A 22896-nucleotide genomic window follows, 5' to 3' on the forward strand; every position below is an offset into this window, starting at 1 on the left:
ACGGAACCAGTGCCACGGAGCGCACCGGCCGAAGAGAACACACGTGGACCCGCCGTCATCGGCCCGGTCGTGGCCCTGCTCGTCGCCGCCCTCCTGGCGGGGTGCGGGGTCGGCGGGGAGGGCGCGAGCGACGGATTCGCCGCGGGCGACGAGTTCTCGTACATGGTGGAGATCACGGGGGCCGACGGCGACGCGACACGGTTCGGCCTGCTCGCGGGCACCATCTCGTCGAACGGTCAGGTCGTCGGCGAGCGCCGGCTCGTGACCGTCCAGGGCACCAGGACGACCAACGACACGACGGAGTTCACGGGCGAGGCGAACGAGGACGGCACGGCGACCTTCCGGGGTATCGGCCCGGACGGCGGTGACGTGACCGCGACGCTCGAGGACTCGAAGTCGGTCATGGTCACCGACCAGGAGCCGGGCATCCCGGCCACGTCGTGGCATCGCGCGTCGCTCCCGGCGTTCAACAACGCCGTCCAGGACGCCGTCCGGCGCTAGCCCGGCGCGCTGAGGGCTCCGCGGCCTGCTCCGCCGTCAGACCTCGTAGACCGCGACGACCGCCGCGTGGTCGCTCCAGCGTTCCGCGTACGACGGCGCGCGGTCGACCTCGACCTTCCGGCAGGCCGGTGCGAGGGCCGGGTTGGCGTACTGGTAGTCGATGCGCCATCCGGCGTCGTTGTCGAACGCCTTGCCGCGCCACGACCACCACGTGTAGGGGCCGGGCCCGTCGCCGCCGTGCGCGCGCCCCAGGTCGGTCCAGCCGAGCTCGGCCCAGCGGTCGAGGTGGGCTCGCTCGGCGGGGAGGAAGCCGGCGCTGTTCAGGTTGCCCTTCCAGTTCTTGATGTCGGCGCGGGTGTGGGCGATGTTGACGTCGCCGGCGACGACGGCGGGGACCGGGGAGACGGCGAGCTCGGCGAGGCGGGCCGTGGTCCGCTCCAGGTAGGCGTACTTGGCCTCCATCGTCGCCTCCTCGCCGGGCTTGGTGGACCCGGAGTGCTGGTAGGTCGAGACGGCGGTGAGCGTGCCGGCGTCGTCGGGCAGCGCGATGTCGGCCTCGACCCAGCGGCCGGTGTGCACGTCGGCCTCCTCGCCGTCGCCGGGCGACGGCAGGCCGCGCCGGACGTCCAGAACGGGGTGGCGGGAGGCGACGAGGACGCCGGCCCTGCCCTTGATCGCGCTGCCGAGGTGCGCCACGTGCCAGCCTTCGAGGTACTCGTCGACGACGGCCTGGGGCGCCCGGACCTCCTGCAGGAGCAGGACGTCGGGCTTCCGGGCGGCGATCCACGTGTCCATCCCGCGGCGGAAGGCGGCGCGGATCCCGTTGACGTTGGCGGTGGCGACGGTCAGCTCAGGCACGCGGGCAACTCTACGTCGCCGGCCCGGTGCGGCAGGGCCGGACGGCGGGACTGAGGTACCTCAGAGCCGGATCTGAGGTGGCCCGGCGTGCCGTCTGAGGTGGCCGGCACGGGCAGGACTGCCCGGTCGGCCGATCCGCCGGCCGGTGCCTCACGGCGAATGTTCTCGGTATCGCACCGGACGGGCAACAGGGCCCGCCGGACGGGATCACCGGAGGAATCATGTCGCTGTGGGGACCCGCGCTCGACGCGGAAGTGGAGTACCGGGGCGAGCGGCTGCGCCAGGCATGGGGCGGCCGGCCGCGGAAGGACAGGTCGAAGGACGCGGCGAAGGACACCGAGCGGCGGACGGCGCGCAAGCCGGCCGGGAAGCGGGCGGCGGAGATCGGGCGGGGTGTGCGGGGCATGCGACCGGCGCCGGCGCACCGCGGCCTGTTCGCGTGACCGGGGCCGGGAATGTCAGTGGTCGGTGGCACGATGTCCAGGTGCGGCGTTCCACGACCATTCCCTTGGTGTCCCGGCAGGCGCAGGTCGGATCCCTCCTGCGGGCGGTCGAGCGTGCCTCGGCCGGGCGGCCGGGACTCGCGCTCGTCGGCGGCGACGCCGGAGTGGGCAAGACCCGGCTGATCAGCCACGTCGCCCAGGCCGCGGAGCAGGCCGGCGCGAGCGCCGTCGTCGTGCACTGCGTGGACCTGGGGCAGGTCGGCATCCCGTACCTCCCGTTCACCGATGCGCTGGCCCAGCTCCAGGCCGGTGCCGCCGGGCCGGAGGCGGCGGCGCGGGTCGCCGGCCTCGTGGCCGAACGGCCCGCGCTGTGGCGCCTGCTGGAGCCCGGCGGGGGCGGTGGCGCCGACCACGACGAACGCCTCCAGCTCTTCGAGGGCATCGCACGCAGCCTCGGCGAGGCCGGCGAGCCGGGCCGGCCGCTCGTGCTGGTCGTCGAGGACGTGCACTGGGCCGACGCCTCCACCCGAGACGTGCTGCGGTTCCTCGCCGCCCGCGCGCGCACGGAGAACCTCCTCGTCGTGGTGACCTACCGGTCCGACGACGTCGACCGCCGCCATCCGCTGCGCCCCCTGCTCGCCGAGCTGTCCCGGCTGGAGCACGTGGAGCGGATCGACCTCCACCCGTTCGACGAGGCGGAGCTGCGCGAGTTCACCACCGCGCTGGCGGGCGCCCCGCTGAGCGCGGGCGAGTTCGCCGGCGTGCTGGACCGCTCCGAGGGCAACGCCTTCTTCGCGGAGGAACTGGTCGACGCCGGGCCCGAGCCCGGCGCCCTGCCCTGGACGCTCACCGAGGTGCTCCGCACGCGGCTGGAGCAGCTCGACCCGCACGCGCAGCAGACGGTGCGTCTCGCGTCGGTGGCGGGCCGTCGCGTCCGCGAGGAGCTCCTGCGCGCCGCGGCCGCCCAGCGGGACCCCGCGGCCGGGATCGACGCCGCGCTTCGGGAGGCGGTGGCCCAGCAGGTCCTGATGGTGTCGGGCGGACACCTCGAGTTCCGGCACGCGCTGCTGGCCGAGGTCCTCTACAACGACCTGCTCCCCGGGGAACGCTCGGAGATGCACCGGGCGTACCTCGCCGCGCTGGCCCAGAAGGGCGCCGACGGGGTCCCTCTGGGCGGCGCCGCCGAGCGGGCGCACCACGCCTTCGAGGCGCACGACCTGCCCGCGGCCCTGCTCGCCTCGCACGAGGCGGCCCTCGCGGCGCGCGGCCTGCTGGCCCCGGAGGAGGAGCTCCGCCACCGCGAGCAGGTGCTGGCGCTGTGGGAGTCCGTCCCCGAGGCGGAGTCGCTGCTCGGCACGGACCAGGTAGCCGTGGCGGTCGCCGCGGGCGAGGCCGCGGCGAAGGCCGGGCACCCTGCGCGGGGGGTGCGCCTCACGCTCCGCGCGATCGACGAGCTGGCGGGCGATCCGGACCGCCGCGCCGCGCTCCAGCACGTGCTCGTACGACGCCAGCTCGACCTGCCCGACTGGGGTGAGCATCCCGAGGACAGCGCCCAGGAGCTGCGTGAGGCGCTGCACGTCCTGCCGGCCGACAGCCCGGACCGGGTGTGGAGCGACGCCCTGCTGGCGCGCATCGCGATGGAGCTGGACCTCGACGACGAGGCCCGCGAGCAGGCGGAGCGCGCCGCCGAGGGCGCGCGGGCCCTGAACGAGCACGGTGCCCTCGCCGAGGCTCTCGCGACGCTCGCGGTGCTCGACGTCGGCGACGCCGACAAGGCGGCCCGTCTGCTCGACGAGGCCTGCAGGGCGGCCGTCCGGGCCGGGGACGTCCTCACGGAGATGCGCTGCCTCTACAACGTGGCGGCCAACCGCTTCTACGCGGGCCACCTCACCGACGCCGAGCAGAAGGTGAGCCACGGGCTCGCCCGTGCGGAGGAGCTGGGCCTGACCTGGAGCATCTACCCGGTGAGCCTGCGGATCCTGCAGGAGGTCATGCGGTACTTCCGCGGCGACCTCGCGTCGCGACCGGTCGGGGACGTACCGCCGACGTCGGTCCAGGTGCTCAACGCCGCCACGATGTATGCGGCGGTCGCCCGCGGGGACGGCGACGTGATCGCCCACGGCGAGGCCCTCCTCGAGCACTGGCACGACGACGGCATGATCGCGCTCATCGGCGGCGGCTGCCTCGTCGACGCCCTCACGTGGGCGGGCCGGCACGACGAGGCGCTCGCGCTCGCCGAGCGTGTCACCGAGCACCTCGTGGGGGTCTGGAACGAGCTGTTCCTCGGCGGGATCTGGCTGTCCGCGCTCGGGATCGCCGCCCTGGCCGATGCGGCGGAGGTGGACCGGTCGTCGGGCCGGGCCGGTCAGGCCGGCCCGGCCCGCGAGCGGGCGGCGGCCGAGCGGCTGGAGCGGGGCGACGCGCTCCTCGACCTCGCCCGGACGACGGCGCGGCGCGGGCGTCCGCGCGGCGGCGTGCTCGGCCCGGAGGGCAGCGCCTGGCTGCAGCGGGCGGCGGCGGAGAACGCCCGGCTGCACGCGGTGGTCGGAGGCGCCGGGGCACGGCAGGACGGCGGCGCCGCACCGGACGCGCTGTGGCGCGAGGCGGCGGACGCCTGGCAGGAGACCGTCAAGATGTTCGACTTCGGGTACCGCTACGAGGTGGCGCGCTCGCGCTACCGGTGGGCCGAGGCCCTGCTCGGCGCCGGCGAGAAGGAGGCGGCGGGAGCGGCCGCCGCGGAGGCGCTGGCCGAGGCGAACGCCATGGGCGCCGTGCCGCTCGCCGAGGCGGTGCGCGCACTCGGCAGGCGCGCCCGGCTGGACCTGCCCGGAGTGCGCCGGGCGACGGCGTCGACCCTCACCGGACGCGAGGAGGAGGTTCTCACCCTGGTGGCCCAGGGCCTGTCGAACCGGCAGATCGGTGAGCGCCTGTACATCTCGACCAAGACGGTGAGCGTGCACGTGTCGAACGTCATGGCGAAGCTCGGGGCGTCGGGTCGGGCGGAGGCGGTGAGCCTGGCCCACCGTCGCGGCCTGCTCAAGGTCTGACGGGACCCATCGCCCGCCGCCCGACGCCGGGAATCAGGACGACGCCGGCGTGGCGGCCTCCTCGCCGGCATACGCGGCCTCCAGGCCCGCGATCTCGATCTTGCCCATCTTGAGCATCGCGTTCATGGTGCGCAGGTTCGCCTCGGTCGTGAAGTCGCCGCACAGCTCGTCGAGCTGCTTCGGCAGCACCTGCCACGAGACCCCGAACCTGTCCTTGCACCAGCCGCACGGGCCGGTCTCGCCGCCGTCGCGGGTCAGGACGTCCCAGAGGCTGTCCACCTCCTCCTGGGTGTCCACCTCGACGAAAAAGGAGAACGCCTCGTCCAGGTGGACCTCCGGGCCGGCGTTGAGCCCGGTGTACTTCTGGCCGCCCACGGTGAACTCGACGATGAACGGCGTGCCGGGCTCCACGCCCGGCACGCCCTCGGGGGCGGTGACGACCCGGTCGACGCTGCTGCCGGGGATGTGCTCCGCGTAGTACTCGGCCGCCTCGTGGGCCCGGTTGTTGCCGAACCACAGGTGGGAACGCACGGTGGTCATGATGATCTCCTCCGACGGTGGACCCTCCCTGCGAGGATCCGTCATGAGGGAGGACGACGCGGGACGACGCCACTCATCGCTGTTCGGGCGCGCCGCTGAACTTCTCCTGCCCGAGCACGGCCAGCAGGCGGATCTTCTCCTCGGCCTCGCTGCCCGGGGCGGGCGTCAGCACCAGCAGGGCCTGCGACTGGTCCTCGGTGAAGAGGGCCTGGCAGTCGACCTCGATCGGGCCGAGTTCCGGATGGACGAGGGTCTTGTGGTCCTCGAACCGCCGGGCGACCTCGTGCCGCTCCCACAGCTCACGGAACTCCCGGGACTCCGCCAGGAGAACCGTCACCAGCTCACCCGGCCGGGACCGCTCCCCCGCCGCCCCGTGGGCGGCACGCAGGGCCGAGACGAGGCTGCGCGCCTGACGGTCGTGGTCCTGCGGCGGGTACACGTACCGCGACGACGGATCGGTGAACCACCGGTACACGTCGCTGCGGGCCCAGCCGGTCACCGCCGTCCGGTCCCCGAAGATCGCGGTCGCGAGCCGGTTCGCCACGAGCACCTCACTCAGCGTGTTCAGGATCAGGGCGGGCGTGTCCTCCAGCCGGTCCAGCACGCGCAGGAGCGCGGGCGCCACGTGGGTGTCGGCGGGGGTGCGGCGAGGCACGTTGTGCCCCGCGAGGCGGTACAGGTGGTCGCGCTCGTCCACGGTCAGGCGGAGCGCCCGGGCCAGCGCGGCGAGCATCTGCTCCGACGGCTGGGGGCCGCGCTGCTGCTCCAGGCGCACGTAGTAGTCCACGGACATCCCGGTGAGGGCGGCGACCTCCTCGCGGCGCAGGCCCGGGGTCCGACGGCGCGGCCCGGGCACCAGCCCGACGTCGGGCGGACGCAGCGTCTCACGCCGGCGGCGCAGGAAGTCGGCCAGGGCGGGTCGGTTCATGCGTCCATGGTGCGCCGCGCGCCCGGCCTCAGCCAGGGACCGCCGGTCCCCCGATCGCGGGGTCTCTCCCGCCCGGCGGACGGCCCGCGCAGGGTGGAGGCATGCACACCACAGGAAACACCATCTTCGTTCCCGGCGCGACGTCCGGTATCGGGCTCGCTCTCGCCGTGCGCCTCCAGGCCGCGGGGAACACCGTGATCATCGGTGGCCGCCGCACCGCGCTCCTCGACCGGCTCGCCGCCGAGCACGGCTTCGGCACCGTCCGCATCGACATCGCCGACCCGGCGTCCGTCGCCGAGGCCACGGCCGACGTCGTGGCCCGGTACCCCGACCTCGACGTGCTGATCGCCATGGCCGGGATCATGCGGGTCGAGGACTGGACGACGCCCGGATTCCTGGCCGACGCCGAGGCGGTGGTCACCACGAACGTGCTCGGCCCCATCCGGCTGATCGCCGCCCTCACCGAGCACCTCCAGACCCGGCCCGGCGCCACCGTCGTCACCGTCTCCTCCGGCCTGGCGCACGTCCCGCTGCGCCCCACGCCGTCGTACAACGCGAGCAAGGCGGCGATCCACCTGCTGAGCGAGTCGATCCGGCTCCAGCTCGAACCGCACGGCGTGCGGGTCGTGGAGCTGGTCCCGCCGGCGGTCCGCACCACGCTGCTTCCCAGCCAGGAGTTCGCGGAGTCCGCCATGCCGCTCGACGAGTACGCCGACGAGGTCATGGAACTCCTGGCCCGCCGGCCCGAGGCGCACGAGATCCTCGTCGAGCGCGTCGGGTTCCTCCGGCACGCCGAGACCCGCGGCGACTACGACCAGGTGGTCGCCACGCTCAACGCCACCGACCGGCACGCCCGGCAGGAGGCGAGCAGCCGCTGAGCCGGAGCCGGCCGGGACCGCCGGCGCTCACACCCGGAGCTCCTCCAGGAGTTCCCGCTCCTCGGCCCGGGTCAGGCCCGTGACGCTCGCGTCCGGCTCCGCGCGGAGCCAGGCGAGGGTGTCACGGGCCGTCTCGCTGACGGGCCGGGTCCGGAGGCCGGCGTCGTCCCGGGGCGCTGCTACGCTTTTCCCGTCGCGACTGGCGCCATCCCACCCGGCCTCGAGCAGGCTCGGTGGGGCGAGGTGGAGCAACCACCGGGGAGCGACGTACTGTGCCGACGACGGGTCGTTCGCCTGGGCCCGGGGTCACCTCGCGAGAAGGTGCGCACCCCGCCGGGCTGCCGGTCGCGGTGAGGCGGACCCGACGCGAGACCGTCGATGTCAGTTTCCGATCCGACATCTCCTCGGGCTCCGCTCCGGGCGAGTGCCTCGTTCCTCGGCTCTCACCCCGCGCTCACCCGTCGTCGATGTCAGTCCAGCCAGATTCGAGGAGACGCAATGAGCGCCCAGACTCCCGACCTTCCCGCCGACGTGATGAACGCGCCGCTCGCGCAGGTGGACCCCGAGATCGCCGCCGTGCTCGACGGCGAGCTGACCCGCCAGCGCGAGACGCTCGAGATGATCGCGTCGGAGAACTTCGTCCCCGCCGCCGTGCTCGAGGCGCAGGGGTCGGTCCTGACGAACAAGTACGCCGAGGGCTATCCCGGCAAGCGCTACTACGGCGGCTGCGAGCAGGTCGACATCGCCGAGAACCTCGCGCGGGACCGGGCACGGGCGCTGTTCGGCGCCGAGCACGTCAACGTCCAGCCGCACTCGGGCGCGCAGGCCAACGCGGCCGTGCTGCACGCGCTGATCCGCCCGGGCGACAAGATCCTGGGCCTGGAACTGGCGCACGGCGGCCACCTCACGCACGGCATGAAGATCAACTTCTCCGGCCGGCTGTACGACGTCGCCGGGTACGGCGTCGACCCCACCACCCACCGCATCGACATGGACGCGGTGCGCAAGGCGGCCCTGGAGCACCAGCCGGACGTCATCATCGCGGGCTGGTCCGCCTACCCCCGCCAGCTCGACTTCGCCGCCTTCCGCGAGATCGCGGACGAGGTGGGCGCGAAGCTCTGGGTGGACATGGCGCACTTCGCCGGCCTCGTGGCCGCCGGCCTGCACCCGTCGCCGGTGCCGTTCGCGGACGTGACGTCGTCGACCGTGCACAAGACCATCGGCGGCCCGCGCTCCGGCTTCATCCTCACGCGCGACGAGTACGCCAAGAAGATCGACTCGGCGGTGTTCCCGGGCCAGCAGGGCGGTCCGCTCATGCACGTCATCGCGGCCAAGGCCGTGGCGTTCAAGATCGCGGCGTCCGAGGGCTTCAAGGAGCGGCAGCAGCGCACCGTGCGGGGCGCGCAGATCATCGCGGACCGGCTCGCGCAGCCCGACGTCACCGAGGCCGGCGTCTCCGTCCTGACCGGCGGCACCGACGTGCACCTGACCCTGGTGGACCTGCGCGACTCCCAGCTCGACGGCCAGCAGGCCGAGGACCTGCTGCACGACGCCGGGATCACCGTGAACCGCAACGCCGTGCCGTTCGACCCGCGCCCGCCGCGCGTCACCTCCGGCCTGCGGATCGGCACGCCGGCGCTGGCCACGCGCGGATTCGGGGACACCGAGTTCACCGAGGTGGCGGACATCATCGCCACGGCGCTCAAGGACGGCGCGTCGGCCGACGTCGACACGCTGGCCGGCCGCGTCGCCAAGCTCACGGCGGACTTCCCGCTCTACCCGAACCTCTGAGGGGCGCGGCATGGCACAGATTCTCGACGGCAAGGCGACCGCGGCCACGATCAAGGCGGAGCTGACCGAGCGGGTCGCGGCGCTGGCCGCCCGCGGCGTGACGCCCGGGCTGGGCACGCTGCTCGTGGGCGACGACCCCGGCTCGCGGTGGTACGTGAACGGCAAGCACAAGGACTGCGCGGAGGTGGGCATCGCGTCGATCCGCGAGGACCTGCCCGCCGACGCGACGCAGGAGGAGATCGAGGCGGCCGTCGGCCGGCTGAACGACGACCCTGCCTGCACCGGCTACATCGTGCAGCTCCCGCTGCCGAAGGGCATCGACACCAACCGCATCCTGGAGCTCGTCGACCCGGACAAGGACGCCGACGGCCTGCACCCCACGAACCTGGGGCGCCTCGTGCTGCGGGTCAACGAGGAGATCACCTCGCCGCTGCCGTGCACGCCCCGCGGGATCATCGACCTGGTGCTGCGGCACGGCGTCGACCTGAAGGGCAAGGAGGTCGTGGTGCTGGGCCGCGGGGTGACCGTGGGCCGGCCGATCGGGCTGCTGCTCACGCGGCGCTCGGTCAACGCGACCGTGACCCTGACCCACACGGGGACGCGGGACCTCGAGGGCCTGGTGCGGCGGGCCGACGTCGTCGTCGCGGCGGCCGGGGTCAAGGACATCGTGTCCGCCGACATGGTGAAGGACGGCGCCGTGCTGATCGACGTGGGTGTCTCCCGCGAGACGGACCCGGCCACGGGCAGGTCCAAGGTGGTGGGCGACGTCTCGGCCGAGGCCCGTGAGAAGGCCTCGTGGTACTCCCCCAACCCGGGCGGCGTGGGCCCGATGACCCGCGCGATGCTGCTCGCGAATGTCGTGGAGATGGCGGAGCGCGCGGCCGGCTGACCTGGCCGCGTCCGGCTGCCCCGAGCGGGACGGTCGCCGACTCGTCGTCGTCCGCGACGGCGACGGCGACCGTCCCGCTCACGGCCCCAGGAGGGCCGGCGGCATCACGGCGTTCGCGGAGGCGAGTCCGGAACGGCCGGGGTGCGGAGGGCGAAGCGGGCCGCGCCCCAGGCCGCGTAGAGCAGCGGCGCCGCGGCGAAGCCCAGGCCGACCGCGGGGCGGGCGGTGACGACCGACGCCAGGAGGACCAGCAGCACCAGGATGCCCGCGCTCAGGTACCAGCGCCGCGCGCCGAGGAAGAGCCCCGCGCGCAGCAGGTCCCGGAGGCGGGCGGCGGGCCGCTCGGGGAGCAGGGTCAGCGTCAGGAAGGCGGTGACCACGGTCCCGGCGGTGAGCGTCGCGAGCACGGGGATCACGACGGCGCCCGCCGTCCGGCCCCAGAAGAACGCGATGTCCACGACGAGCACGCCCACGACGCCCGTCGCCGTCGCCCCGACGGCCAGACCCCGGCCCAGGTACCGACGCCACGCCCGCGCGAAGGTGCGCACGGGCGTCGCGCTCCCGGCGCCGCTGAACTCGCCGAACACCGCGGAGGTCGCCGCCAGCGCCGGCCCCGCCAGCGGCGCGGTCGCGACGAGTGCCGGCCAGGTCGTGGCGATGTCGGTTGCCACCAGCAGGAACGCCGCGGGAAGGCAGGCGATCACGAGCAGCATGTTGGTCGCCAGCCCGGTGTAGATCGTGCCGAAGACCATCTCGTAGGTCTCCGGTCCGATCAGGCGTCGACGGCGGCCGTCGACGGCGCCACCCGCCGGCCGGGCCGTTCTCGGCGCGGTCGCACCCGGCGTCGTCGTCCCTGACATCACGCTCACGGTGCTCACCCCTTGACGCCCGTGGTCGCGATGCCCTGGATGAAGTAGCGCTGCCCGAGCAGGAACACGATGGCGATCGGCAGCACCGACAGCACGGAGCCGGTCATGATCAGCGCGTGCTCGGCGTTGTAGTCGCCGACGAAGCGCTGGAGACCGAGCTGGATGGTCCACAGTTCACGGTCGCGCAGGTAGATGAGCGGGCCGAGATAGTCGTTCCAGGTCGTGACGAACGTGATGATCGTCAGCGACGCGAGGGCCGGCACGGACAGCGGGAGCATGATGCGCCACCAGATGCCGTACTCGGACAGCCCGTCGATGCGGGCCGCCTCGCACAGCGAGTCGGGGATCGACTCGTAGTACTGCTTCATCAGGAACACGCCGAAGGCGCCGAACGCCTGCAGCAGCATGATCGAGTAGAGCGTGTTCGCGAGCCCCCAGCTCGAGAGCATCTGGAACTGCGGGATCATGTACGACGCCCACGGAACCGCGATCGTGCCGATGTACAGCAGGAACAGCGCGTCGCGCCCCGGGAAGCGCGTCTTGGCGAAGCCGTAGGCCGCGAAGCTGCCGGTCACCACCTGCAGGACCGTCACCACGACGGAGACCGTCATGGTGTTGCGCACCCAGGTGACCATGTCGCCCTTGATCCAGATGTCGACGTAGTTGCTCCACCGGAACGGGTCCGGGACCCACTCGATCGGGGCCGTGAAGACCTGGTTGTTCGTCTTGAGCGAGGAGATGACCATCCAGGCGAAGGGCAGCAGGATGCCTGCCGCGGCGGCGATCATCCCGAGGTACAGCAGGACGCGACCGGTCTTCCGGAGCGCGGTCGGACGGGCGGCCATCACGCATCCCTCCGCTTGTTGTAGAGGAACTGCACCACGGTCACGCCGATGCAGATGAGGAACAGGACGACGGCGACGGACGAGGCGTACCCGAGCTCGAACTGCTCGAAGCCCTTCTGCCAGATGTACTGGCTCAGCACGAGGGTGGCCTGACCCGGCCCGCCCTCGGTCATGACGAGGATCAGGTCGAAGACCTTGAAGCTCTCGATGGTCACCATGACCGTCACGAAGAACATCGTGGGCCGCAGGCAGGGCAGCGTCACGTTCCAGAACCGCTGCCACACGCTCGCGCCGTCGATGCGGGCGGCCTCGTGCAGCTCGGCCGGCACCGTCTGCAGGCCGGCGAGGAACAGCAGCATGTAGTAGCCCATGTAGCGCCACGTGCCGACGATGATGACGGCGGGCATCGCCCAGTCCTTGGAGACCGTCCAGCCGGGCAGCTCGCCGCCGACGAACAGGCCGATGAACTGGTTGATCGGCCCGTACTCGGGGCTGAACAGCATGTTCCACACCACGGCGACCGCGACGATCGACGTGACGTACGGGAAGAACGCGACCGTGCGGAAGAAAGCCGCGCCGCGCAGCTTCTGGTTGAGCAGGAGGGCGAGGCCCAGGGAGGCCGCGATGGTCAGCGGGATGTGGAACGCGGCGTAGTAGAAGGTGTTGCCGAGCGCGACGTGGAAGCTCTTGTCACCGATCAGCCGCGCGTAGTTGTCGAGGCCCACCCAGTCCGCGTTGCCGAAGATGTTCCAGTTCGTCAACGAGTAGTAGAACAGCAGAAGCACGGGGATCAGGGTGAGCACCGCGAACCCGGCGAAGTTCGGCAGGACGAACGTCCAGCCGACCAGAGCGTTGCGGAGCTTCAGCGACGTCCTGGGCGCCCGCCGCTGCGGGGGGTCGGAGTACGGCAGCCCGAGGGCTCCTGGGTTGTCGACGACAGGTGTCGCCATGGGTCGTTCTCCTCGTCGAGGTACTGGTGGGGCATGCCCGCCGCGCGAAGGCTCGAGCCCTCACGCGGCGGGCGGTCGGGTGGCGGAGGTCAGCCGACCTCGTTGGCGGCACGCTCCTGCGCGTCCGCGATCGCGTCGTCGACCGGGTCCGACTCGGACATGACCGCCGAGTGGAGGTCGCCCAGGATCGTCTGGATCGCCGCCGTGTCGGCGCCCACCGGGTTCTCCGGCAGCGTCTCGTGGGTCGTGTAGGCGAACCGCGACAGGTCGTCCTGCGGAACGCCGTCGAGCGCGAAGACCGTGTCGGCCACGGTGTCGTCGATCAGGGCGGGCGTGATGCCGATCTCGGCCAGCGCGGCCGCGCCCTCGGGACCCGCCGCGAACTTCAGGAAGTCCTTCGCGGTGGCGACCTTCGCGTCGTCGATCCCGGCGTTGATGCCCATCGTCGTCGGGTCGCCGAAGGTGACCGGGGTGTTGTCGGTGCCGGTGGTGGACTCGTCGAACTGCGGGGCGGGGGCGAGGCCCCACTCGAACTCGTCCGCGTCGCCCGAGGCCTGCTCCGCCACCAACGTGCCGATGTACCACGAGCCCATCGTGACCATCGCCGACTTCTGGGTGCCGAACTGCGACTGGTACGCGAGCTCGTTGGTGGTCACGGTGGCGTAGGTGGGCTGCGAACCCTCGTCCTGCATCGCGAGCTGACGCTCGTAGTAGGGCGCGAGGAAGCCGAAGTCGCCGCTGTCCAGGGTGGCGCCCTCGGTCTGCGCGAGGGCGAAGCCCTGCACCGTGGACTGCCAGCTGTGCAGGTAGGCGCCGGTCACGTCGTCCTCACCGATCCCGTCGGTGAGCTCGGCCGCGGCGTCGGCGTAGTCGTCCCACGTCCACGAGCCGTCCGGGTGGTCGACCCCGGCCTGGTCGAACAGCGCCTTGTTGTAGTAGAGCAGCCACGAGTCCTGACGGTACGGCACGGCGTACGTCGCGCCGTCGACCGCCATCGCCTCGAGACCGCCGGTGGCCGGGTCGAGCTCGGCGGCCACGTCGGAGATGTCGAGCAGCGTGCCGCCTTCCTGGAAGGTGACGTAGTTCTTCAGGTTCTTGACGATGAAGACGTCCGGAGCGGTACCGGCCGCCAGGTCCGCCGTCAGCGCCGTGTCGTACTCCTCACCCGCGGGATACTCCGTGAGCTCGACCGTGACGTCCTCGTTCTGCTCCTCGTAGGCCGTGGCCAGCGTCTCGAACTCCGGCGTGGAGGCGAAGTCCCATCCGGCCAGGCTGATGGTGACGGGGCCGTCCGGCTCCTCGGAGCCGGAGGACGCGTCCCCGCCGCCGCAGGCGGTCAGGGCGAGGGACGCCGCGGCGGCGGCTCCCACAGTGGCGATGGTCTTGCGGTTCATTGCGTACTCTCCTTCGAGTAGAGATCGTCCCCGCGTCGGGCGGGGGGACGACGATCTTCAGGTCGCGTCGGACCGTGGTTCGTGAGGTGGTGGGAGGACGACGGCGGTCCGTGCGCCGTCCGGCCAGTGCACGACGACGTCGTCCCCGGCGTCGTCGTGGGATTCGATCCGGGGGACGGACCCGGATCGGGTGACGTCCGGGCCCGGCGCCCCGGCGAGTTCGACGGCGGCCGCGAGCCACGTGCCGGCGGGCACCGCCGCCCCTGGCGCGACGTACCCGAAAGGCACCGCGGACCGGGGGCCGAGCGGCGTCGCGTCCGGCAGTTCCCGCACGTCGGCCAGCAACGCGTCGTCCAGCGGAACCACCCGGGTGCGCATGCCGCCGGCGGTGGCCTCACCGAGTTCGCCGAGCTCGACGTCGTGCCCGCTCACGGCCCAGCCGCTGATCTCCAACGACCGGGCACGAGCCGCTCCGTCCTCACCGCGCGCGAGCGCGTCGACGCGGACGAGACGCACCTCCCAGGCGCCGTGCACCACCGAGACGGTGGTGATCGCGCCGGCGGGCGTCGCCGTACCGGGACGCCCGGAGCCGTGATCGGGCGCGTCGGGATCGACGTCGAGCCAATGGGCCTCGGCGACCGAGGCGAGCACGGCGGACGCGCCGTCGGCCGGCTCGGCGCGCAGCGTGCGGAAGCCCGTGCGGTGGGTGGCGCGGCCGGCGTCGTCGAGCAGCACCACGGACTGGTCCGCGGGACGCGTCCAGGCCTCCGCGTCGAGCAGCGGCGACGTGGCGGTCGAGTAGCCGAGGCGCGCGTACAGCGGCGAGTCCCCCGCGCGGTCGCCCTCGACGGCGTGGTCCGTGCCGTGGTTGACCACCCGCACCACACCGTCGCCGGCCGTGGACGACACCGCCCAGCCGGGGGCGGCCAGCACCGTCACCGCGTCCTCCCGCTCGACGGGGAGCAGCGGCTCGGCCGGCGCGGTCCATACCGGGTGGTCCGCGGGGAGCGCGAGCCCGAGCAGGCCCTTGGCGGCCCAGTACGGGGAGCCGGTGCCGCTGTACCGCTGCGCGATCGGCCGCCACGCGTCGTGCCAGCCGAGCGTGAGCAGCCCGTCGGGTCCGGGCACGCCGTGGTCCGCGAAGTGGCCCACGACGCGCGTGGCCGCCTGACGCAGCAGCCCGGGCGACGTGCCCGGCACGCCGGCGACCGCGCCCGCCCAGAACGGCGCGGCGGCCGCGAACCGGTAGGTCAGTGACCGGCCCTGGAGCAGCGGACTGCCGTCGGCGCCGACGAGGCCGACCGCGTCCCGCAGGTACCGGTCCAGGTGCGCGACGTCGCGCTCCCGGCGGGAAGCACGCTCCGGGCCGGAACCGGTCGCCGGAACGGGTGCGCCCGCCTCGACCGCGCCGGACATCCGCGCCCAGAGCACGGGATACAGGTGCAGCGCCCAGCCGGCGTAGTGGTCGTAGGATCGCTCGTCGCCGTCGGAGAACCAGCCGTCCGCCCGGAGGAACGAGTCGTGCGCCGCGAGGTCCGCCTCGATGTCGTCGGCCGACCAGGGGCCGCCCACCGACCGGAGGAACGTCTCCACGACGATCCGGAACCACACCCAGTTGCAGTGCGGGTAGGTGTCGTCGCCCACCACCGTGCTCAGGTAGTCGACCACCTGCTCCTGCGCCACGGGGGCGAGGCGGTCCCAGATCCAGGGCCGCGTCAGGTCCAGGATGAGGGCGATCGAGGCGGCCTCGACCTTCGCCTGCGGGTCCTCGACGGGCGTCACCCAGCGCTCGGGGTGCTCCGGGTCGGTGCCCGCGGCCAGCCCGGCGGCGTACCGCTCGGCCAGGTTGAGGGGGTCCGCGCCGGCCTCGCCGGCCAGGCGGAACCCGGCGGCCAGGAACGTGCGGGCGTACCCCTCGAGCCCGTCGACCTCGGTCCCGTACCCGCCGGGCTCGCCCGGCAGGGTGATCAGGCTGCCCGACGGCGACGCGTACTCGAGTGCGGCGGTCAGCAGCCCGTCGGCGAACGCCGCGAGTTCCTCCCGGGTCATCCCGTCGCGCCCGTAGCGGGTGCCCGACGCCGGCCGCGCGCCGCTCATGCGCTCGTCTCCAGGCTCTCGCGGGTCACCGGCGACGCGGGCGCGTCACCGCGCACGTACCGTTCCAGCTCGTCCAGCGCCGCGGCGGTCATCCTGCGCGTCTCGGTACCCAGCGAGCCCGCGATGTGCGGCGTGATCATGACGTTCGGGAGGTCGTAGAGCACCGAGTCCGCGGGCAGCGGCTCGGGGTCGGTCACGTCGAGGATCGCGAAGAGCCGGCCGGTCGCGCACTCGGCCTCGAGCGCGGCCGTGTCCACGACCATGCCGCGGGCGGTGTTGATCAGGGTGGCGCCGTGGGGCATCAGCGCGAGCTCGCGCGCGGAGATCAGGTGGCGGGTGCTCGGCAGGGCCGGCGCGTGCAGCGACGTGATGTCGCTCGTGGCCAGCACCTCGTCGAGGCCGGTGAGCCGGGCGCCCGCGGCCTTGACCTCGTCCCGGTCGGCGTAGGGGTCGGAGACCAGCACCTCACGCACGTCCAGGGCCGCCAGGCGTTCGACGACGCGGCGTCCGGTACGCGAGAACCCGACGATCCCGATGGTCCGGCCCCGGTTCGACAGGTCTCCCAGGTCGCTGACCGACCAGTCGTCCCGGGCCGTGCGGGCACGCGCGGCCAGGAAGGGCGCACGCTTGCCGGCCATGACGATCGCGGCGAACGTGAACTCGGCGACCGGGACGGCGTTCGCGTCCACCGCGTTGGTGACCAGCAGGTCGCGGTCCCAGACGGCGTCGGTCACCACGGGCTTCACGGTTCCCGCGCAGTGGATCACGGCCCGCAGGGCGGGGGCGGCCTCCAGCACGTCGGCGGTGAGCGGAGGAGCGCCCCAGGAGGTGAGCAGCACCTCGACGTCCGCCAGCCGCTCGCGCGCCGTCGGCTCGTCCAGGCGTGCCACCTGCAGCGGCTCCCCGAGCATGGCCAGCTCCGCGAGCCGCTCCCGCTCGGCAGCGCCGAACTGGGCGCGGTACGTGCCGTGCGACATGGCCAGCAGCACCTCGGGTCGGTTCACCTGCACGCCCTCCATAAGCTATCTCCGTTGATTGCCGATCGGTCAGCTTCGATCACTGTCGATCGATGACGGACAGTCAAACGCATGCGGTGCCGCATATGCAAGGGCGCAATGACACAGTAGGATGACAGAAATGATCACTTCCGATCATCGTGCAGGCCCCGACGATGTCGGCCTGAGCGATCCGACGACGACGAAGGAAGTCAGGCGATGACCACCGAGCCCGCAGCTCTCCTGCCGGCCGAACGGCGCGCACGCCTCGTGCAACGCCTGCACGACGACGGGTGGGCGCGCGTCGCCGATCTGGCCGCGGCGCTCGGCGTCACGCCGGTGACGGTACGCCGCGACATCGCCCAGCTCGCCGACGAGGGCGTGCTGGAACGGGTGCACGGCGGAGCACGGCTCGTGTCCGGCTCCGGACGGCCCGACCTGCCGAACGGCACCACGACCACGGAGGCCACGCGAACGGTACCGCCCGCGACGAGGGAGGAGGCCAGGACTCTCACCGTCGGCATGGTGGTGCCCAGCCTCGACTACTACTACCCCGAGGTGATTCGCGGGGCTCGGGTCGCCGCCGCGAGCTCGCACGTCCGGATCATCCTGCGCAACGGCTCGTACGACGCCGCGGAGGTGCGCCGGCAGGTCGCGGCGCTGGCGGCCGCCACCGACGGGCTGCTGGTCAGCCCACCCGTCGACGCGCCGGAGGTGACGGAGTGGCTCACCACGCTCGGCGTGCCGGTGGTGCTCGTGGAGCGCCGTGGACAGGCGGGGCCGTTCCACGAGCCGCTCGAGTCGGTGGTGACGGACCACGCCCTCGGCGCGGCGATGGGAGTGCGCCATCTCGCGGCCGAGGGTCACACCCGGATCGGGCTCGTGACCTCCCGGACCAGCCCGACCAGCCGCGGTGTCCGCGCCGGGTGGCGCACGGCCGTCGCCGAGCTCGGGCTCGGCGACGGCTGCCTCGACCTGGACACCGTCTCGCACCGGGACGCCGGCTGGCACGACGACGCCGGGCGTGTCCTGGACGCCTGCGCCGAGGCGGGGACGACAGCCCTGCTCGTGCACTCCGACCCGGAGGCGATCAGCCTGGTGGAGCGGGCACGCGACCGCGGCCTGCGCGTCCCGGAGGATCTCGCCGTCGTCGCGTACGACGACGAGGTGGCCGGGCTCGCCGATCCGCCCATCACCGGCATCCGGCCGCCCAAGGCGGCGCTCGGCGCGGCGGCACTCGAGCTTCTCACCCGCCGCATCGCCGATCCCGGGCGCCCCGTCCAGCGGATCCAGCTCGGCCCGCAACTGATCGTGCGGGCGTCGAGCCGCGGCGCGGGGTAGGGCGCCTCGCCGGTGGGTGTGGTCGCCACACCCACCGGCGGAACCCTCGGAGGTCCGGCGGGGCCTTCCCTAGCCGCGCGCCCACTGCTGGTTGCTCTGGCCGTTGCACGCGTAGGTGATGATCTGCGCGCCCTGCCCGGTGCCGCCGCCGCTGACGTCCAGGCACTCGCCCGAGTTCCGGGCCAGGATCCTCAGATAGGTGCCGGCGGACTCGCTGCGCCACTGCTGGTCCGTGCCGCCGTCGCAGGACTCCTGGGTGACCGTGGAGGCGTTCTCCTGCAGGCACATGTTCGAGTGCTGCGCCACGATCGTGAAGTGGCCACCGCCCGCGTCACGGAACCAGAACCGCTGGTTGCCCTGGCCGTTGCAGGTGTAGGTCTTCAGCTGCTCGCCCGCCCTGACGTTGTTGTTCGTCACGTCGGCGCAGGTGCTCGCGTGCCTCGGCTCGAGCGTGCGGAACGGCCCGCCCTGGCCGGTGACCGTCCCGGCGTCGGTGTCGATGGCCAGCTCCGCGAAGTAGTCGACCTCCATGGTGGTGCTGGTCGGGAACTCGATCGGCGCCCAGACGTAGCGGGAGTCGTTGACGATGCCGCCGAACGAGTTGCCCCACCGGTCGCCCATGTACAGGTAGTCGGTGCCCTGGCTGCCCTGGATCGGCAGCACGAAGGCGGTCTGCGAGCCGTACATGGTCGGGTCGCCGACGTTCCGCATCGCCGTCCAGGGGCCGGTGACGCTCGGCGCGGTCGCGTACTGCTGCTGGTTGGGCGACCAGCCGGTCGCTCCGGAGGTCAGCATGAAGTACGTGTCGCCCCGCTTGAACAGGGCGGGCGCCTCACGGTGCCCGCCGTGCCACGGGTCCGCCACGAGCTCGTCGATCCCCGCGAAGTCGGCGGTGAGCCGGTAGATGTGCAGGTCGTAGTTCTCCCGGGCGGACGAGTACATGTAGCCGGTGCCGTCGTCGTCCACGAACACGCCGATGTCGCGCGACATGTGGCCGAGCGGCCGGAAGCTGCCACGGTAGTCGTAGCTGCCGCACGGCTGGTTCGTGGTGGAGACGGCGACGGCAGCGCGCGCCTCGCCGTAGTCGACGCCGTTCTCCTTGTGCGCCCAGATCACGTAGCGGTCGGTGGCCGGGTTGTACATGATCTTGGGTCGCTCGATGTTGGCCTGCTGCAGCTCCGGGTCGCTGGCCTGCGTCAGCACGTTGTTGACGAACTCCCAGTCCGCCAGGTCCGTGGACCGGTAGCAGCTGACGTACCGGAAGCCGTTGTCGTCCGGCTGCCGGTGCTCACCGATCCAGTAGTAGTAGCTCCCCGACTTCACCACCCCGCCGCCGTGGGCGTGGACCGGGCTTCCGCCCGTGGTCGTGAACTGGGTCGCGTTCGGCACGGTGACCTCGTCGGCACGGGCCGGCAGCCCGAACGCCAACGTCGAGGCGACCGCGCAGCTCAGGGCCGCGAGGACCCCGTAGATGCGTCGCATGACGAACCACACTCCTTCATCGCAGTGCACTCTTCACCCGGGCCGTCGTCGGCCCTGGGCGCGGCCCGGAGCCGACGACGGCTCGGGCGCCCCGAACACTATGGCAGCGTTAACATCGGGTCAATGGCTCATTTGCGACAGAGGATCACGTACTCCAGGTGCGACACTCGACTAGACGCGTTAGCGTCCGGACATGCGATCGACACCGGTCCGTGCCACGGGTCATGACGCGCGGCACGCGCGTTGCTACCGTGATGCCATGACCGACCTTCCCGAATGGATGCGCCCTCCGCGCCCGGAGGGTTGGCTCGCCGAGGATCTGGACCACCTGCCGAACGCTCCACGCCACATCGAGCTCATCGACGGGAGCCTCATCCTCACGATGTCCCCACAGCGCCGCTGGCACATGAAAATCATCGGTGCCCTGCAGCAGCGGTTGGCCGAACAGGCGCCTGGTGGCCACGAGGTCGATCGCGAGATGACCGTGCTCCTGGACCCGAAGAACCGCCCCGAGCCGGACCTCGTCGTCTCGACGACGCCGTACGAGGGTGATCAGACCTGGCTGCCCGCGCAGGACGTCGAACTCGTGGTCGAGGTCGTCTCCCCCGAGTCCGAGCAACGCGACAAGAAGATGAAGCCCGCCAAGTACGCCGACGCGGGGATCCGGAGCATGTGGATCGTCGAGCAGGAGGCGGACGATGCCGTCGCCGTCTCGGTCTACGAGCTCGACGACGTCACGAGCGCCTACACGCGCACCCAGGTCGCCCGCGGCACGCTGAAGGTGGACCTCCCGTTCCCGATCGAGGTGGACCTCACCACGCTCGCCCCGTGAGCAGAGCGCGGCACCCCGCGTGACGGCGCCACTACGCTGGCGCCATGCCCCACCTCCGGATGGAGACCCTCGTTCCGACGACGGTCGATGAGTGCTTCCGCCTGAGCCTGTCGGTGGACGCGCACACGGCATCGATGGCCGCGGCGGCCCGGGCGTCGTAGGGCGGCCGCGGCGGCGGGCGCGTCGTAGGGCGGCGCACAGGACGGCGGGGACGTGGCCGGCCGGCTCACTCACTCCTCGTCGTGCCCCAGGTCCGGCTCCGCCACGAAGCTCACCTGCGACGAGGACGCTCCCTGGAGCTCCAGCACCACGAGCTCGTTGTGCTCGCGCATCACCGGGCCCGGCACGTACATCGTCCGAGTGGGGCCGTGGCTCCAGTACCGGCCGAGGGGCCAGCCGTTGACCCAGGCCAGACCCTTGGTCCAGCCGTCGAGCCGCAGGAAGTGGTCGGCGCCCGGCTCGCTCGTGAACTCGCCACGGCACAGCACGGGCCCGGCCACCGGACGTGACGACGGCGAGCCCTCGGCGAACACCCCGCCGACGGCCGGGGCCAGCAGCCCGTCCGGACCTTCCAGCTCCAGTGCCGTCACACTCCAGTCGGTCACCTCCCGCGTCGTCGTCCGCGCCGGACCGATCAGCCCCTTCGCCTCGCCGATGCGCGAGGCGTAGTTGACACGCCCCTGGTCCTCGACGAGCAGCGTCAGTTCGCCGTCGACCGCGGGCAGCGGCAGCGTCCGCTCCCCCAGGGTCCGGCTCAGCGTGCCGACGGGTGCTCCGTCGACGAACGCGATCGCCCGGTCGCGGATCTCACCGAAAGTGATCACGCCGTCGTCGGGCCGGATGCGGGTCGCGTAGAGGCTGAGCCCGGACCAGTGCCCGACGTCGTCGTGCGTGAGCAGGCGGTCGCCGCGCACCGGGCGGCCGAGGCTTCCCGCCACCTGCGCCAACGGTATCCGCTGCCCCAGCGGAATCGCGAGCGTGGGCGCCGGCTCAGCCACCGGAGGCACCTCGTCCGGCACGTCCCGGTACCGCCCGATCACCTCCCGCATCGCGAAGAACTTCGGCGTCGCGGCGCCGTGCTCGGACAGGGGGGCGTCGTAGTCGTACGACGTCGTGATGGGCAGGTACGTGCCCTTGTCGTTCGCGCCGTTGGTGAACCCGAAGTTCGTCCCCCCGTGGAACATGTACAGGTTCACGGACGCACCCGCGGCGAGCAGGTCGTCGAGGTCCCGGGCGTTGGTGTCGGGCGCGGTGACATGGTGGTGCTGTCCCCACGAGTCGAACCAGCCGTTCCAGAACTCCATGCACATCAGCGGCCCGGTCGGCTGGTGGCGGCGCAGCACCGCCAGGCGCTCCGTCGCCCGCGACCCGAACGACGCCATCCTGTGCAGCTCGGGCAGCCCGCCCCGGGACTGGTGGTGGTCGTTCGCCTGGTCCACGGTGAACAGCGGCACGTCCAGGTGTTCGCGCAGCAGGTCGACGAGCGCCCGCAGGTATGCCTCGCGGCGCTCGGGCGGGTCGTCACCGTAGGCGCCGTACTCGTTCTCCACCTGGACGGCGAGCACCGGGCCGCCCGCCGTGACCTGGCGCTTGGCGACGATCGGCAGCAACGCACCGAAGTACTCGCCGATCGCGGCGAGGAACCCGGGGTCCGCGCACCGCACGCCGGCCGCGCCGCGACCGTCGTCGTCGGCGGCGAACAGCCAGGCCGGGAGGCCGCCACCGTCCCACTCTGCACAGATGTACGGCCCGGGCCGGACGATCGCGTGCAGCCCCTCGGCGGCGACCAGGTCGAGGAACCGCCCCAGGTCGTACCGGCCCGTGGTGCGGAACTCGCCGCGCGACGGCGCGTGGAAGTTCCACGGGACGTACGTCTCGATCGCGTTCAGCCCCATGAGCCGGGCCTTCCGGATCCGGTCCGCCCACAGGCCGGGGTGCACCCGGAAGTAGTGCAGCGCGCCGCTGACGAGCTGCACCGGCTCGCCGTCGAGCAAGAAGTCCCGCTCACCGATCTCGAACCTCGCCATGGATCCCATCTCTCAAACGATTCGTTCAGGCCATCCGGCAGGCCGGCAGACCGTCCGGCCGGCCATCAGGCTCAGACCCGCCGCCAGCCATCTCGACAGCCTGTCCCTCTGCGGGTGATCGGCAGTTCGAACTGCCGAACACCCGCAGAGGGACCGATCACGCGGCTGGTCGGTCACGCGAGGACCGAC

Annotated in this window: 19 protein-coding genes and 1 riboswitch; of the genes, 8 read left to right on the forward strand and 11 right to left on the reverse strand. The window is 72.5% G+C overall.

Going from position 1 to position 22896, the window contains the following annotated elements; genetic code table 11:
- Nucleotides 1–69: 69 nt before the first annotated feature.
- Nucleotides 70–501 carry a hypothetical protein gene (locus tag EDD34_RS16765; RefSeq protein WP_123815577.1) on the forward strand — a complete coding sequence of 144 codons (432 nt, stop codon included), beginning with the start codon at nucleotides 70–72 and terminating at the stop codon, nucleotides 499–501.
- A gap of 36 nt (nucleotides 502–537) precedes the next feature.
- Here EDD34_RS16765 and EDD34_RS16770 read toward each other — a convergent pair whose 3' ends face one another.
- The gene (locus tag EDD34_RS16770; RefSeq protein WP_123815578.1) at nucleotides 538–1359 is read right to left on the reverse strand and encodes an exodeoxyribonuclease III; all 822 of its coding nucleotides are present in this window, start codon (nucleotides 1357–1359) and stop codon (nucleotides 538–540) included.
- A 221-nt stretch (nucleotides 1360–1580) separates the two neighbouring features.
- Here EDD34_RS16770 and EDD34_RS21250 point away from each other — a divergent pair, with 221 nt between their 5' ends.
- Together EDD34_RS21250 and EDD34_RS21435 are read left to right on the forward strand one after the other, a co-directional pair.
- Nucleotides 1581–1802: a hypothetical protein gene (locus EDD34_RS21250; RefSeq protein ID WP_246012531.1), complete on the forward strand. Its 222-nt coding sequence runs from the start codon at nucleotides 1581–1583 to the stop codon at nucleotides 1800–1802.
- 41 nt (nucleotides 1803–1843) lie between these two features.
- Nucleotides 1844–4849: a helix-turn-helix transcriptional regulator gene (locus EDD34_RS21435; protein WP_281277770.1), complete on the forward strand. Its 3006-nt coding sequence runs from the start codon at nucleotides 1844–1846 to the stop codon at nucleotides 4847–4849.
- Between the two features lie 33 nt (nucleotides 4850–4882).
- Here EDD34_RS21435 and EDD34_RS16780 read toward each other — a convergent pair whose 3' ends face one another.
- Entirely contained in the window at nucleotides 4883–5389 is a 507-nt protein-coding gene (locus tag EDD34_RS16780) for a VOC family protein (protein WP_123815580.1), read from the reverse strand.
- A gap of 73 nt (nucleotides 5390–5462) precedes the next feature.
- Nucleotides 5463–6317 (reverse strand): helix-turn-helix transcriptional regulator, encoded by an 855-nt coding sequence (locus tag EDD34_RS16785; protein WP_123815581.1) that lies wholly within the window; start codon nucleotides 6315–6317, stop codon nucleotides 5463–5465.
- Between the two features lie 101 nt (nucleotides 6318–6418).
- On the opposite strand from EDD34_RS16785, the gene EDD34_RS16790 reads away from it, so the two are divergent.
- From EDD34_RS16790 to EDD34_RS16805, 3 genes are all read left to right on the forward strand, one after another.
- Nucleotides 6419–7195: an SDR family oxidoreductase gene (locus tag EDD34_RS16790; protein ID WP_123815582.1), complete on the forward strand. Its 777-nt coding sequence runs from the start codon at nucleotides 6419–6421 to the stop codon at nucleotides 7193–7195.
- A 185-nt stretch (nucleotides 7196–7380) separates the two neighbouring features.
- A riboswitch (ZMP/ZTP riboswitch) is annotated at nucleotides 7381–7502 on the forward strand.
- A gap of 191 nt (nucleotides 7503–7693) precedes the next feature.
- On the forward strand, nucleotides 7694–8986 hold the full coding sequence (glyA, locus tag EDD34_RS16800; protein WP_123815584.1) for a serine hydroxymethyltransferase: 1293 nt from the start codon (nucleotides 7694–7696) through the stop codon (nucleotides 8984–8986).
- A 10-nt stretch (nucleotides 8987–8996) separates the two neighbouring features.
- Nucleotides 8997–9875, forward strand: a complete 879-nt coding sequence (locus EDD34_RS16805; RefSeq protein WP_123815585.1) for a bifunctional methylenetetrahydrofolate dehydrogenase/methenyltetrahydrofolate cyclohydrolase — start codon at nucleotides 8997–8999, stop codon at nucleotides 9873–9875.
- Between the two features lie 104 nt (nucleotides 9876–9979).
- On the opposite strand, the gene EDD34_RS16810 is transcribed toward EDD34_RS16805, so the two are convergent.
- The 6 genes from EDD34_RS16810 to EDD34_RS16835 all read right to left on the reverse strand — a co-directional run bounded on the left by EDD34_RS16810 (nucleotide 9980) and on the right by EDD34_RS16835 (nucleotide 17034).
- Nucleotides 9980–10744, reverse strand: coding sequence for a YesL family protein (locus EDD34_RS16810; RefSeq protein ID WP_123815586.1), 765 nt, complete (start codon nucleotides 10742–10744; stop codon nucleotides 9980–9982).
- A gap of 5 nt (nucleotides 10745–10749) precedes the next feature.
- Nucleotides 10750–11589 (reverse strand): carbohydrate ABC transporter permease, encoded by an 840-nt coding sequence (locus tag EDD34_RS16815; protein WP_123815587.1) that lies wholly within the window; start codon nucleotides 11587–11589, stop codon nucleotides 10750–10752.
- Nucleotides 11589–12539, reverse strand: a complete 951-nt coding sequence (locus EDD34_RS16820; RefSeq protein ID WP_123815588.1) for a carbohydrate ABC transporter permease — start codon at nucleotides 12537–12539, stop codon at nucleotides 11589–11591. Before EDD34_RS16820 ends, EDD34_RS16815 begins: the two co-directional genes overlap by 1 nt.
- An 89-nt stretch (nucleotides 12540–12628) precedes the next feature.
- A complete protein-coding gene (locus EDD34_RS16825) occupies nucleotides 12629–13933 on the reverse strand; it encodes an ABC transporter substrate-binding protein (RefSeq protein WP_123815589.1) in 1305 nt (434 codons plus the stop codon).
- 57 nt (nucleotides 13934–13990) lie between these two features.
- A complete protein-coding gene (locus tag EDD34_RS16830; protein WP_123815590.1) occupies nucleotides 13991–16030 on the reverse strand; it encodes a DUF2264 domain-containing protein in 2040 nt (679 codons plus the stop codon).
- Entirely contained in the window at nucleotides 16027–17034 is a 1008-nt protein-coding gene (locus EDD34_RS16835; protein WP_342774848.1) for a hydroxyacid dehydrogenase, read from the reverse strand. Before EDD34_RS16835 ends, EDD34_RS16830 begins: the two co-directional genes overlap by 4 nt.
- A gap of 210 nt (nucleotides 17035–17244) precedes the next feature.
- Here EDD34_RS16835 and EDD34_RS16840 point away from each other — a divergent pair, with 210 nt between their 5' ends.
- A complete protein-coding gene (locus EDD34_RS16840) occupies nucleotides 17245–18366 on the forward strand; it encodes a substrate-binding domain-containing protein (protein ID WP_123815591.1) in 1122 nt (373 codons plus the stop codon).
- A gap of 69 nt (nucleotides 18367–18435) precedes the next feature.
- Here the strand turns inward: EDD34_RS16840 and EDD34_RS16845 are convergent, their stop codons facing one another.
- The gene (locus tag EDD34_RS16845; RefSeq protein WP_123815592.1) at nucleotides 18436–19848 is read right to left on the reverse strand and encodes an RICIN domain-containing protein; all 1413 of its coding nucleotides are present in this window, start codon (nucleotides 19846–19848) and stop codon (nucleotides 18436–18438) included.
- Between the two features lie 259 nt (nucleotides 19849–20107).
- Here EDD34_RS16845 and EDD34_RS16850 point away from each other — a divergent pair, with 259 nt between their 5' ends.
- Complete coding sequence (locus EDD34_RS16850) at nucleotides 20108–20680, forward strand: Uma2 family endonuclease (RefSeq protein ID WP_123815593.1); 573 nt, start codon at nucleotides 20108–20110, stop codon at nucleotides 20678–20680.
- Between the two features lie 230 nt (nucleotides 20681–20910).
- Here EDD34_RS16850 and EDD34_RS16855 read toward each other — a convergent pair whose 3' ends face one another.
- The gene (locus tag EDD34_RS16855; protein WP_123815594.1) at nucleotides 20911–22707 is read right to left on the reverse strand and encodes a glycoside hydrolase family 35 protein; all 1797 of its coding nucleotides are present in this window, start codon (nucleotides 22705–22707) and stop codon (nucleotides 20911–20913) included.
- Between the last annotated feature and the right edge of the window lie 189 nt (nucleotides 22708–22896).

This window comes from Myceligenerans xiligouense, from assembly GCF_003814695.1.
Classification (GTDB): domain Bacteria; phylum Actinomycetota; class Actinomycetes; order Actinomycetales; family Cellulomonadaceae; genus Myceligenerans; species Myceligenerans xiligouense.